This window comes from Paraglaciecola mesophila (genome assembly GCF_009906955.1).
Classification (GTDB): Bacteria; Pseudomonadota; Gammaproteobacteria; order Enterobacterales; family Alteromonadaceae; genus Paraglaciecola; species Paraglaciecola mesophila_A.
Genome location: NZ_CP047656.1, coordinates 4,828,344 through 4,842,239, shown reverse-complemented (window position 1 = coordinate 4,842,239; position 13,896 = coordinate 4,828,344). Strand labels below are relative to the sequence as shown.

Sequence of the window (13,896 nt, the reverse complement as noted above, 5' to 3'; positions counted from 1 at the left end):
TAACTTCTTGTTGCGTGATGTCTAATGTGTGCTGCGTAGCGATAAAAAGCGCTTAGAAAAAATCACACATCACAGATATGAATTGCTTCTCGTAGCGATTCGATTTTGCCTGTTTTTGTTTTTGCAGCAGGAATAAATTCCTGAGCGAGGTAACCGGTAAAGCCTACATCCCTAATTGCTCGGGCAATGGCCGGATAATAAAGCTCTTGGTTATCTCCAATTTCATGGCGCCCTGGCACACCTGCGGTGTGATAGTGGCCAAAATACTGATGGTTATCTTGAATGGTACGAATGATATCGCCTTCATTCACCTGCATATGGTAGATGTCGTACAGTAGCTTGAAATTCTCTGAGCCAAGTGCTTTACACAAATCGACTCCCCACTTTGAGCTATCAGCCATATAGTCTGGGTGATCAACACGACTGTTAAACAACTCCATTTGTATCACCACGCCCTTCTCTTTTGCGTAGGGCAGAATACGTTTAAGACCAGCAACCGCGTTTTTAAGACCTTGTTCTTTACTCATCCCACGAGCATTGCCACTAAAACAAATAAGATTTTTGTAACCGGCTTGGGCCACTAAATCGATATGCTTTAGGTAACGTTGTTCAAGTTCATCGTGAAACTCAGGGTGAATAAAACCGTCGACTAAATTTAGCTCTGCCCCGTTACACATGGACGAGTCAATGCCATAACGTTTGAGAATCGGCCAACCTTCAGGGCCAATTAAATCAATCGCAGCAAAGCCCATCGATTTCACCACTTGGCAAAGCTCTTCAATCGATAAATCCCCGTAGGTCCAGCGGGCCACTGAGTGATTAATATTGCCTTTAAATTTTGGCGCAGCATCTTGACTGGCACTATCTGGTACTTGGTTATTTGCACTAGAAGCACAACCACTGACCAAAGATGTTGCTGCTAGCGCGGCGCTGCTAAGCGCCATGCCTTTAAGTATATTTCGACGAGAGTTACTCATTAGCTGACACCTTTTCGCCTTTGAACGTAAACATGAAAAGAACAAACACACCTAGGGCAAATGCGGCTGGGAACAACCAAATATCAAACCAAGCGTGGCCTGTACCTGTGGTGTATTGTTCGGTTATTTGCCCCGCGACCCAAAAGCCAATCAGCATACCTACACCGTACGTTGCTAACGTAATTAACCCCTGAGCAGCGCTTTTGACTTTGTCACCAGCTTTTGAGTCTGTGTAGATTTGCCCCGAAACAAAGAAGAAGTCGTAACAGATCCCATGCAGTGCAATCCCCACAAGCAATAACGCGACGCCTCCCTCTGCATTGCCATAGGCGAACAAAATATAGCGAACCACCCAAGCTAACATGCCAATTAATAAGGTAATTTTAATCCCGAAGCGGTTTAAGAAAACCGGCAGAGCCAACATGAATAACACTTCTGACACTTGGCCTAATGTCATTTTCCCAGTGGCATTAGCCACGCCAATTTCGGTCAGAAACGGGTTTGCATTTTGGTAATAGAACGCCAAAGGAATACAAATTAAAACCGATGACAAAAAGAACACTAAAAAGTTTTTGTCTTTGAGTAATGCTAGTGCGTCAAGCCCGAGTACCGCTTTCAAACCCACTTGTTCACCAGCACTTTTAGGGGGCGTTTTTGGTAGGGTAAAACTAAATAAGCCCAGCACCAATGACGCCGCTGCGCACAGTAAAAAGGTGTTGCGTAACATGCCATCTTCAATGGCTTGCTTCGAATCCCATGAGAACGCATAGCTAATGGCTAAACCAGCCACAATCCAACCAAGGGTTCCCCACACGCGAATTTTACCAAATTGTTTCGATGGGTTATCCATTTGCGCAAAGGACACTGAGTTAACCAGAGCCAAGGTCGGCATATAAGCAATCATGTAACCCAACACAAGAGGATAGAAAGCGTCAAAATCTTGCGCTTGGTATAGGCAGTACATTAATACTGCGCCGATAAGATGCAGCACGCCTAAAATACGTTCGGCGTTAAAGTACCTATCTGCAATCAGACCAATCACAAACGGAGCAATAATCGCGCCCCAAGACTGGGTAGAAAAGGCCATGCCTATTTCGCCACCAGTTGCTTGTAAGGTATTGGCCAAAAACGTGCCTAGAGTAACGAACCAGCCACCCCAGATAAAAAACTGCAGAAACATCATCACGCTTAATCGCGTTGTTATCGTATTCATTTTCTAACCCTTGATTATGGCACTGGCAAGCTTTTGTCTGCGCCGACTCATCATGTCCCTTGCTTCACCCACCAGCGTCAAGCTAGTCAGCAGAGCGCTTTGCGCCTTACAGGCCCAAGATTTTGCGATTACGCTGTTGATCGCTTTCTGCGCCAGCAAAATCATCAAACGCACGTCCCGCTGGGGTAATAATATGCTGTGCGATAAATGGCGCCCCTTCGGCTGCACCTTGGTTTGAATCTTTCAAACAGCACTCCCATTCCAAAATAGCCCAGCCATCAAACCCATACTGAGTTAATTTGCTAAATATTCCTTTGAAATCAACTTGCCCGTCACCTAATGAGCGAAAACGTCCAGGACGCTCCTTCCAATCCTGATAACCACCGTACACACCGGAACGACCAGTAGGATTAAACTCTGCATCTTTTACATGGAACATCTTGATGCGCTCATGGTACAAATCGATGAACTGCAAATAATCGAGCTGTTGTAAAACAAAGTGACTCGGGTCAAATAAAATATTCGCTCGGGGGTGGCCATTTACTGCATCTAAAAACAATTCAAATGAGGCACCGTCGTGCAAGTCTTCACCTGGGTGAATCTCGTAACATACATCGACACCCGCTTCATCAAATGCATCTAAAATGGGTAACCAACGTTTCGCCAGTTCAGCGAAACCTTGCTCCACTAAACCTGCAGGGCGCTGGGGCCAGGGGTATGCTAAATGCCATAGAAATGCACCAGAAAAGGTGGCATGAGCTGTGAGGCCAAGGCGTTGGCTTGCCTGTGCAGCCCACTTCATTTGTTGAATTGCCCATTCTGTGCGCTCGGCAGGTTTCCCGCGCAATGCTTCAGGTGCAAAGTTATCGAAAAGTTCATCATATGCTGGGTGCACAGCCACCAGCTGACCTTGTAGATGGGTGGATAATTCAGTGATTTGCACACCTGCTTTCTTACAAATCGCCATCACTTCATCACAGTATTCTTGACTGTTGGCAGCGCGCTCTAAGTCGAAAATTGCAGTGTCACCAGTAGGAACTTGTATTCCTTTATAACCGAGTGAAGCGGCCCATGTGGCGATAGACTCCAAATCGTTAAATGGCGCTTCATCACTCATAAATTGGGCTAGAAATATTCCGGGGCCTTTGATTGCCGGCATTGCCTTCTCCTTAATTTTGCACATCGCTAAACCGTCTTAGGTTTAACTGTAGTTCGCGCTTAAGTAACCTAAAAAATGCACTTAATACGCCTGCTTTAATTGTTTCATCTGTAAGTGCTTGGCACGTCATGCCACTTAACTTCACTGTCACTGCTGGCCAGCATGGCATCAATAAACGCCATACCTCGTATCCCTGAATCAATGCCCGGCACACCGGCTGCTTTGCCTAGCTCATTTGCATGGTAAGATGCGTCATCAGCGTCAGCTGCTTTAACGGCTTTAGCAAAGTAACGGTACAAGTTAGCCATAGCTTCTAAATATCCTTCTGGGTGACCTGCTGGTGTCCGGCACCGATCTGATGCTTCTTGGCATAAACCCGGTTGCCCCATCCCAGCACGTAGTACTCGGTAAGGTTCGCCTATAGGACGATAAACTATCGAGTTGGGCTCCATTTGTTGCCACTCGATGCCACCTTTATCACCGTACACTCTAATTTTTAATGCATTTTCTTCACCGGCACACACCTGACTTGCGATCAGTACACCGCTTGCTCCACCGTCCGTGCGGATCAGGGCTGCGCCGTCATCGTCTAATCTGCGCCCTTCAACATGGGTTTGTAAATCAGCACACAATGACGTCACTTGTTGCCCAAGCACGAACTCAACAAGGCCAAAAGCATGGGTGCCAATATCGCCCATACAGCCGCTTCCGCCTGATTGCGCCGGATCAGTGCGCCAAGAAGCTTGTTTATTGTGGTTTTCTTCATTGGCTGATAACCAACCCTGAGGATACTCAACGTAAACCTTGCGAATACCGCCAAGTGCGCCGCTTGACACCATATGCTGCGCTTGCCACACCATGGGGTATCCTAAATAAGTGTGCGCCAAACCATATAACGCAGAGCTATTTTCTAATGTGGTTTTTAAGCGGCTTGCTTCTTCAAGTGAAATCGCCGCCGGTTTTTCACAAAACACGTGAAATCCCGCTTCAACCGCTGCAATAGAAATTGGCACGTGAAGATGATTAGGGGTCACGATAATGAGTACCTGCATGCGCTCACTTTCAGGTAAAGTCTGCTCCGCTTTTAATAACGCTTCCCAACTGGGGTATGCTCGATTTTGCTCTAAACCTAAGGCGTCTGCGGTCCGTTGGTTGTTGCCTTCATCACGGCTAAATGCACCGCAAACCAATTCAATTTGGCCATCAAGAGCCAAAGCGTGACGATGTACTGCGCCGATAAAAGCCCCTTCGCCGCCGCCTACCATGCCCATACGTACTTTGTTCATTTTTGCCACCAAATCACTCCCATGCTGTTAAGGCCCACAGCCAGTTGTTATACAAATGTACAATCTCGTTAAAATGTAACGGGTTTCATTTGGTCATGTCAACTGAAAAAGGGCAATAAGTATGACTTATTATCGTCAATTGTTAATTTAACGTTGTCATAATGGCGTAATAAAGCTGCAAAGAAGATAAATTATCTAGCTTTTTCGATTTAGTTCGGTATTATTTTTACATCAAATGCTAACGGTTACATTTTAAATATTTTCCGCCAAGAGTTCGTTAAAAGGCCCATATGAGTAATATTCGTCAAGTTGCCAACATGGCAGGTGTTTCAGTTGCAACAGTGTCTAGGGCGCTGCAACAACCTGAACGTGTTTCCCCTAAAACACGTAATAAGGTCATGCTTGCCGTAAACGAAGCGGGCTATAAACCGAATCTAATGGCGGTGAAGTTTCGCTCCGGCAAAACGCACAATTTAGTCGCCTTGGTGCCTACCGTAGCCAACGTGTTTTTTGCACGGGTGATAAGTGGAATGCAAATAGCGGCTGCCGAACGTGGTTATTCAATCTTACTCGCCAATACATTAGGTGATGCCAGTATCGAAGCAAATTACGCCAAGATGGTACAAACCTCACAAGCAGATGGCCTGATTCAATTACGCGCACATAATCCGTTTGATGCATCCATCAATAAGCCAAATGAATTGTTACCTATGGTAAATGTGTGTGAAGTGATGCATGACGTAAACTGCCCGATAGTGACGCTGGATAATCGCGCGGCGGCTAAAGCAATGACGATGCATTTAATCGCACAAGGTCATCGCAGAATAGCGCTTATCAAAGGCCCACAGTCTAGTCCGTTAACACGTGACCGTTTAGCAGGGTATCGTGATGCACTAACTGAGGCAGGCTTAAAATTCGACGAATCCCTGCTCTATCCCGGTGATTTTACGTTGCAATCAGGTCACGACGCAGCGACTAACATTATTGCCAGTGAGCATCGCCCGACGGCGGTATTTTGCGAGAACGATGAGACCGCTATTGGGGCCATGCAGTGCTTCAAGCAAGCTGGCCTTAACATTCCGCGAGATATCTCGATAGCGGGGTTTGATGACATTTCATTTTCCGCCTTTTGCGATCCACCACTAACTACCATCGCCCAGCCAGCGGAAGAGTTTGGCCAAAGTGCGGTGTCACTATTGATTGATTTACTCGAAGGCAAGATCACCAAAGCACCCAAAGTCATCATGCCATTTGAATTAATTGTGCGTGCTAGTACTGGACCAGCACCTGATGCTGACAAGGCTAGCTAATACTTCATTCACACGCATTCACTCGGAGAATAAACATGAAAAACACCGCTCGCAGCGTATCTTGTTCCGGTACGTCAAATTTCGATTTAGCTCAGCAAGAGAGCCGTCGTCGTTTCATAAAGCTCAGCACAGCTGCCATGGGGCTTGCCGCCATGCCTGGGTCCATTGCTTTTGCCGCTAATCAGCTCACGTCACCATCAGCCGTTGGCCTTCAGCTGTATACCTTGCGAGATATGATGACAGTCAGCCTACCGGCAACATTAAAGTTAGTGGCAGCTGTGGGTTACAAAGAACTCGAATTTGCCGGTTACTTCGGACACAAAGCCAGTGAAGTAAAAACCATATTGCATAACGAAGGATTAAGCGCTCCCTCTGCGCATATCGGCCTTGCCGAATTTGATAAAGGCGTCAATAGCGTCATCGATCACGCTTTGGAAGTCGGCCATCAATATGTTGTTATTCCTTATTTAACCGAAGAACAAAGAGGCACTGGCATTGACGTTTACAAGAAACTAGCAGCGCGCTGTAACGTCATTGGTGAAGCATGCAATAAAGCAGGTCTGCAATTGGCATATCACAACCATGCGTTTGAGTTTGAAGTCCGCAACGGGCAATTGCCTTACGACGTTCTGCTCAACGAAACAGACAAAAATTTGATGTCCATGGAAATGGATTTATTTTGGATGTTCAAAGCCAATAAAGACCCTCTCACCTACTTCAGACAACATCCAGGTCGCTTTAAATTGTGGCACGTAAAAGATATGGACGAAGCCGGTAACTTCGCCGATGTAGGAACAGGAACAATAGATTTTGCACCGATTTTCGCTCAGTCTGCACTTTCAGGCGTTGAGCACAGATTTATAGAACGAGACAAAACCGATGATAAATTGAAGACTATTCAGCAAGGTTACAAGGCGATGTCTAAGCTCTTAGCCTAAACTGTCAGTACTGTATTTTTCATCTAAAGCAGTTTAATTAACAAGTCGCAACGCCCGCACGCTGAGCGACTTTTTTATTGTCTAAATTCATTTCAATACCAATTAGAAAAAGATATTTAGCTCGATAGCGCAATTTGACTCGGACAGTTCACATTGACAGCGCTTGGTCGCCCGTTAGTTTAGCCACACCGAGTAGTTTAGTGTTACCACGCTCAAGGCTGCTATCACATGCATGACGGGATATGACCCAAGAGTGCTCTTATTTTAACCAGCTATTCCAGCATAAAGCCTATCCGCCCGATGCGTTTACGTTGCAGTATATTCAACGTAATCGATACGTCAAACCACGCCGAATACACTTTATTTCTTAGCTATTTGTATACATGTTTTCAATTAAAGTGCGCGCAACAGTGGATCATGGCAGGAAAAGTAAAACACAAGTCCGCATAAATTTCTTATCTCCACACATTAAATTACACACAATCATTCAAATTTAACACATAAAAACCAAAACATTGTATTGAGATTGTTAAAACGATGTGCAATTATCCAAATCAATTGTTAACAATTAACTGTTGCAATTAGCGGTAATTTCTTCGGGAAATTAAAACTCTCGACGGAGAATTAGTTAAATTACTTTTAAATACAGTGGGTTATATAGGCGAAGCTAAGCACTCTCCTTCAAGACCAAACTGGTACTTAAATATAATGACGGACAACAAGGTAGAAACGCATGAAACACTTTACACACAGTTTTACTCATACCAAGCTAGCCAGTGCTGTGACGTTTGCACTAATGAGTTTGCACGCCACTTCACCTGTATATGCTCAACAAGCAGACGAACAAGAGGTAGAAGTTATCAATGTTAAAGGCGTTAGAGGAGCACTGGTTAGCGCAGCAAACATTAAACGAGATTCAGACGGCGTCGTCGATGCTATTACTGCACAAGATATCGGTAAATTTCCTGATACCAATTTAGCGGAATCCTTGCAGCGTATAACCGGGGTTTCGATAGACCGCTCCAACAACGAAGGAAACCAAGTCACTGTGCGTGGTTTTGGCCCAAGTTTTAACCTTGTTACCTTAAACAACCGTCAAATGCCCACCTCATCTACCTTGTTGGAAGATGGCATAGATAGAAGCTTTAATTTTCGCGAAATTGCAGCAGAAAGTGTTTCAGGCGTAGAAGTCTATAAAACAGGGAAAGCCAATATATCCTCCGGTGGTATCGGTTCCACTATCAATATAAAAACAGCAAAACCCTTTGATTACGATGGCTTTAAAGCCGTAGCAACGGTCAAAGGTGTGGTTGATACCAGTGTTGAAGTCGGTGATAGCGTGACACCAGAGATATCAGGCATGGTGAGTCAGCAATTCGCAGACGGTAAAGTGGGTGTACTTTTGTCTTTGTCGCACGCTGAACGTGACAGCCGTAAAGAACGCGTAGGTACACCTGGCTGGGTGCCGGAACGTGGCTCTAATGTGGATAAAAGTGGCATAGATACCAGTCTAAACCCAAGTCGCACCCACTGGGCACCGCTAGCTATCAGTGTTGATACCCACGACAACCAAAGAGAGCGACAAAATGGGCAATTGGTACTGCAGTTCGCTCCCATAGATACCTTAGTCGCAACGCTTGATTACACCCTTTCTCGATTCGAAGAAACCTCGAATATCAATCGTACAAGTTTTTGGTTTGATGGCGATACGGGCGGCGATGCAGATGCCAACGGCACAGTCACCAACCCGTTTCGCAATGATGATGAACTGAATTTTTGGTCGTATCACAATTACTTTAATACCGATAATGATTCGATAGGCTTAAACCTTGAGTATCAAGCCACTGAAAACTTAAGCTTTAACTTCGATTATCATGACTCTACGTCCCATTCTCAACCTGACGGTCGAAACTCGGAAACCATCACGAACCTCAAAAACCCACGGGTTAACGACACCAATGGTGATGGTGTTGCCGATCGTGGCGGTGTGGATGTGAGCATTGTTACTGACCCCAATGGGCGGCCAGACATATTCTTCGATGCAGCCGATCTACCCGGTCAAGACCCCTACGCCAGAGAAAACATACAATTTGACTTGTTTCAAACCCGCGGCTACGAAATTGAAAACAACATCAAACAAGCTCAACTACATGGTCAGTGGGTCAATGCTTACAGCGGTGCACTAAGCCAAATTAATTTTGGTCTTGCCAATACTGATTACACCATAGATACCTACGCCAAAAGAACAATCGCTTTTGTACCACTTGATATTTCTAGCCTAGATATACAATTCAATAGCAGCAATGGATTTGGCAAAGACATAGGGGGCAATAGCAACTTTTTCCCCTTGCTTTCAAATTACAGCGCCCAAGATGCATTGCAACTGGTGAAGGACCAAGGATTCTATTTTCAAGAAGATCCAATCTATAACGGAGTCAATGAAGAAACTTTAGCCTTGTATGTGTCGTTTGATTTTGAGACTGAATTCAATCAAATGCCAATTAAATTTACCGCAGGGCTACGCTGGGAAGACACTGATGTGACCTCGGTATCTTTGCAACGCGGTATCAAGGCTTTAAATTACGTAAATACTGCTGGGCGATTTGGTGAAGTATTTACCGATGAGCCAACCAATATCAGCCTTGAAGGCAGCTACACCCGTTTACTGCCAAATATGGACTTCAACATTGAATTTACCGACGATCTCGTGGGCCGTGTATCATATAGCACCACCTTAAGTCGCCCAGATCTATCGTCGTTATTTCCATCTACGACTATCGATGCGCGCCCAGACGGGCCTTACAATGCATCCATCGGCAATCCTGGATTACTTCCTCTTGAGTCAAAAAATATCGATTTATCACTAGAGTGGTATTACGACAATGGCAGCTACGCTTCAGTGGGCTTCTTTAAAAAATATGTCGAGAATTTTATTGGTATCACCACTCGTGAAGGCACCATGCCTGATGTGAATGGTAATCCCCTTACGGACCCGAGTATTAATCCTCGCCCTGGGTGTCCGGATGAAGTAGTTGGTGGTAACCCAGCGTGTTTCTCTACCTCGGATGATCCCCAAATCACCTTTTTGATTTCCTCTCCTGACAACTTAAATGATGCTGAAGTCGATGGCTGGGAGCTTAATCTGCAACACATGTTCGGCGAGAGCGGCTTTGGTACTGTGGCTAACATGACCTTTGTCGACGGTAATGTGAAATATGATGTTTACGACGTCGAGAGCACTTTTGCCTTAACTGGGCTTAGTGATTCTGCAAACCTCATCGCTTTTTACGAGAAAGACGGTTTTCAAGCACGTATCGCTTATAACTGGCGAGATGATTTCTTATTGGCACTATACCAACCTCAGCGCCAAGGCGAGCCAACCTTCGTAGAAGCCTATGGCCAGTGGGACATCAATGTGAGCTACGACATCAATGAAAATGTTTCTGTATTTATTGAAGGGTTAAACATCACCGAAGAAACCACCCGTCGCCATGGTCGTTTCGCTGATCAGCTCATCAGTGCAGAGCAATTTGGTGCGAGATACAACATAGGTGTCAGCGCTCAATTCTAGCGCTGTGATGAACAAGTCTGGGGGTAACACATCGCCCCCTGACTTGAGTCAATTGCGATAAGGGAACTCAGAATGTTTAGTTTTATAAACAACATACGTATAAAAACAGCAGCGCAATCACTGCTAACACTATGTATTTTATTGCTCGTGCCTCATGCTTCAGCTGAGCAGCGCCCCAACATTATTTTAATTGTTGCCGATGATCTGAATTGGGACGATCTTGGCGCCTATGGCAACACTGGCGTAAACACCCCCAATCTCGATAAACTTGCAAAAAACGGTATGCGCTTTGACAACGCGTATCTAACAGCTAGCTCATGCAGCCCAAGCCGCGCGAGTATGATCACCGGTCGTTATCCGCACAATACCGATGCAGAGCAACTTCATTGGCCTCTACCAAAGGAGCAGATAACCGTTTCACAAACCCTGCACGACGCAGGCTATTGGACAGCAGCAGCGGGTAAATGGCATTTGGGCGAAGACACCAAACAGCGTTTTGATGTAGTGCGAGAGTCAAAATATGGTATTGATGAGCCATCGGGTAGCGCGCAGTGGTTGCCCTTACTCAACATGCGCCCTAAAGAAAAACCGTTTTTCTTATGGCTTGCCTCATGGGACTCACATCGTCCATTTTATCAAGGAAAATACCCTCATAAACATACCCAAGAAGATGTGCGCTTACCGCCCTATTACCCAGCAACTGAACTTTATATGAATGACTTTGCAGCCTACTACGATGAGATTTCACGCTTAGACGAGTATGTAGGTAAAGTGGTTAGTACCCTTGAAACACAAGGAGTCGCCGGCAATACATTGATCATCTTTGTCGCCGATAATGGCCGCCCTTTCGCCAGAGACAAAACTACATTGTATGACTCAGGGGTAAAAACCCCATTTATTGCCCACTGGCCTGACGGGATAGCCAAAGGCAGTGTCAGCGATAGCCTTATCAGCAGCATAGATTTAGCGCCTACATTTACCGCATTAGCAAATGCCGTTACGCCCGCATCATTTGAAGGACGTAGTCTTGTATCGTTATTTAAAAATCCTAGCGCACCATTTCGAGACTTCGCCATTTCAGAAAGGAACTGGCATGACTTTGAAGATCATGGTCGCTCGGTACGCACCAAGCAGTATCGATACATTCGTAACAACTACTTTGATTTACCGGCCACACCGAGTGCCGACACGGTTTATCACAAAACGTGGTGGGAACTCACGCGATTATTCGAACAAGGTGCATTAACACAGCAACAATCTCGTCCATTCCTAGCCCCTCGTCCAAAAGAGGAATTATACGATCTAGAAAGCGATCCCTACGAATTAACCAACCTAGCGCGTAACAATCAATACCAAGCAATATTGCAACAACACAGTGATATTTTAGATAATTGGATTGAGGAAACGAATGATTTCATTCCCAGTTTTCGCACGTTAGACGATTTTGATCGCAAGACGGGTGCCTACGCACCAAACAGAAAACGGCCAAGACCCTCTAAAATGGAGATGTATCAAGCATCTGGTCGCTATTAATAATATGTTGATATAACACGTTCTCGGTAATGGTGGCGATGGGATGAGTCGCCGCCTTTTTCACCTTTTGACCGGATCTTTTTCGCGCCCTGCTTCCCAAGGTGAATAAAGTTTACGCAGCCGAGTCGTTTAAATGCAAAGTCATAAAACAACTGTTTGGATCCAAAGGGTAATCAGCAAAAAGTCCGCAATCGACAAAGCCAAACTTTCGGTACAAAGATTTAGCCGGTTCAAAATATTCCATAGTTCCTGTTTCTAGGCTTAAACAGCGATACCCTCTTTGTTTCGCTTGGGTGATTAAGTGCTGCAACAAGGCAGTAGCCACACCCCGATGCCGAGCGTGCTCAGCGCTGCGCATGGATTTTATCTCACCATGCTCGTCAGATAAGTGTTTCAATGCCACGCACCCTAACACCTTGCCATCTTCGCGGGCTGACCAAAATGTTATTGACTGGTGTTTGAGGCCTTGCATATCTAGTGCATGCACACTTTCAGCTGGAGAGGTTGCATACATATCCGCTAAATGCGCTTCTAACAAACCGCGCACCCCATCGCAGGTCAATTTATCTATTTCTATCTGCATCTGCTTGCGCTCCATTTTTCAAGGGGAATGCACTTGTTATTTGCTAAAACTACCATCTTTTCAAGCACTTGCATATCATGCATATATAGTGCGACCGAGAAGCCAATGAAATTTGATAACTGACGGCCGCCTCTTATACCAATTCCATTAAATAATTGGTATTAGTGAATGGTTGATTCGAACGTCAATTGTGTCACCGGTGGCGTTATTAAATTTGGTTTAGGTAAAATTTGCCAACTCGAACCATCAGGCCCGCGTAGTACAAAACTTTCCTCGCCAAACTCATTGTGCTGCATCGAGGACGTTTTAATTCCATGTTTATTCGCCAACTGCTTAATTAACTCAGGCGCCTCAGCGTACAAAGAATGCAAAGTAATGCCGCGATACCCAGGCTTTTGCAATGCACTTCTGTCAGGACGCGCGTCAGGATTGACAAAAAATTTCAACTTACCGGCAATATTATTTGGACTCACAAAACCACGATAATAGTGGCTACTGCCCGCGTTCATATTAAACACAACTGCCGGGCCATCTTGCCAGTCACCGTCAAGTACGACAGGTCCTTCCGGCTTTAATCCAAATACATCACGGTAGTAATCTGTTTGACGGTGCATATCATCCACTGTGTGTCCCGCTTAAATAAAATCATTGTGGGTTATTTCACTGGTTTTCAACGGGCTTTGCGCGACGATAGCGCCATAACCTTCAATGGTATAACCGTATCGTTGAAACAACACTAGATTAAATAATTCACCGTAAACCGCCATTTCTCGCACCCCAGTACGACGATTAAGTACGTCTGTTTTGCCTTGTGTCATGCCGTACAAGTCTGCGTATACAGTAGGCGTCGGTAGCCATTTTTGACCGGCGCTTCGCGCGTCAGCAAACACATCATGAATACGTAAAATGTCATTGGTTCGCATCACCATCATCCGTTGGCCAGTGGTTTCAGGTTTAGCGTACCCGATACCCTCAACGAGTAAGGTTTCCCATTCAAGAATACGTATTAAACCATGGCTTGCGGTTGCTCCGTTTTGCAAACGATAAGAGGTTAACGCGCTGTCTACCCCATACAATAAACGCGCTTTTTCTCGCCCAATTTGACCTTTGTCAATTTGCTCGAAGCCAAATTGGCGAAGATATTTAAGCAAAGTGACGCTGTCGTCTGTGCCAATCATGACTTCGTAAACACCGCCAACTCCGGTATCTGGCAAAGGATTCTCCGTACTAGTTGCTCCTACAGATACGCTTAACAGCAGGCCAAAAATCGACAATTTTAACAATTTCTTCATTTAGTTACCTTTTTCCCTGTACTTGTATATGATT

At 45.2% G+C, this 13,896-nt stretch carries 11 protein-coding genes; 4 read left to right on the top strand and 7 right to left on the bottom strand.

The features are described 5' to 3' along the window. Positions 1-62: 62 nt before the first annotated feature. The 4 genes from FX988_RS20785 to FX988_RS20770 form a co-directional block, all read right to left on the bottom strand. Entirely contained in the window at positions 63-977 is a 915-nt protein-coding gene (locus FX988_RS20785; RefSeq protein WP_160181968.1) for a hydroxypyruvate isomerase family protein, read from the bottom strand. Further along, on the bottom strand, positions 970-2,190 hold the full coding sequence (locus FX988_RS20780) for a nucleoside permease (RefSeq protein WP_160181967.1): 1,221 nt from the start codon (positions 2,188-2,190) through the stop codon (positions 970-972). Before FX988_RS20780 ends, FX988_RS20785 begins: the two co-directional genes overlap by 8 nt. Before the next feature lie 106 nt (positions 2,191-2,296). Further along, positions 2,297-3,349, bottom strand: coding sequence for a sugar phosphate isomerase/epimerase family protein (locus FX988_RS20775; RefSeq protein ID WP_160181966.1), 1,053 nt, complete (start codon positions 3,347-3,349; stop codon positions 2,297-2,299). Positions 3,350-3,453: 104 nt separating this feature from the next. Then, a complete protein-coding gene (locus FX988_RS20770) occupies positions 3,454-4,635 on the bottom strand; it encodes a Gfo/Idh/MocA family protein (protein WP_160181965.1) in 1,182 nt (393 codons plus the stop codon). 290 nt (positions 4,636-4,925) lie between these two features. On the opposite strand from FX988_RS20770, the gene FX988_RS20765 reads away from it, so the two are divergent. The 4 genes from FX988_RS20765 to FX988_RS20750 all read left to right on the top strand — a co-directional run bounded on the left by FX988_RS20765 (position 4,926) and on the right by FX988_RS20750 (position 11,987). Then, positions 4,926-5,945, top strand: a complete 1,020-nt coding sequence (locus tag FX988_RS20765; protein ID WP_160181964.1) for a LacI family DNA-binding transcriptional regulator — start codon at positions 4,926-4,928, stop codon at positions 5,943-5,945. Positions 5,946-5,980: 35 nt separating this feature from the next. After that, positions 5,981-6,883: a sugar phosphate isomerase/epimerase family protein gene (locus FX988_RS20760; protein WP_160181963.1), complete on the top strand. Its 903-nt coding sequence runs from the start codon at positions 5,981-5,983 to the stop codon at positions 6,881-6,883. 733 nt (positions 6,884-7,616) lie between these two features. After that, the gene (locus tag FX988_RS20755; RefSeq protein WP_160181962.1) at positions 7,617-10,454 is read left to right on the top strand and encodes a TonB-dependent receptor; all 2,838 of its coding nucleotides are present in this window, start codon (positions 7,617-7,619) and stop codon (positions 10,452-10,454) included. Positions 10,455-10,526: 72 nt separating this feature from the next. Then, a complete protein-coding gene (locus FX988_RS20750) occupies positions 10,527-11,987 on the top strand; it encodes a sulfatase (RefSeq protein ID WP_160181961.1) in 1,461 nt (486 codons plus the stop codon). Positions 11,988-12,099: 112 nt separating this feature from the next. On the opposite strand, the gene FX988_RS20745 is transcribed toward FX988_RS20750, so the two are convergent. The 3 genes from FX988_RS20745 to FX988_RS21660 form a co-directional block, all read right to left on the bottom strand. After that, positions 12,100-12,570, bottom strand: coding sequence for a GNAT family N-acetyltransferase (locus FX988_RS20745; protein WP_160181960.1), 471 nt, complete (start codon positions 12,568-12,570; stop codon positions 12,100-12,102). Between the two features lie 161 nt (positions 12,571-12,731). Next, positions 12,732-13,193 carry a hypothetical protein gene (locus tag FX988_RS21665; RefSeq protein WP_201751614.1) on the bottom strand — a complete coding sequence of 154 codons (462 nt, stop codon included), beginning with the start codon at positions 13,191-13,193 and terminating at the stop codon, positions 12,732-12,734. 12 nt (positions 13,194-13,205) lie between these two features. Then, positions 13,206-13,862, bottom strand: a complete 657-nt coding sequence (locus tag FX988_RS21660; RefSeq protein WP_201751613.1) for a hypothetical protein — start codon at positions 13,860-13,862, stop codon at positions 13,206-13,208. Positions 13,863-13,896: the final 34 nt, after the last annotated feature.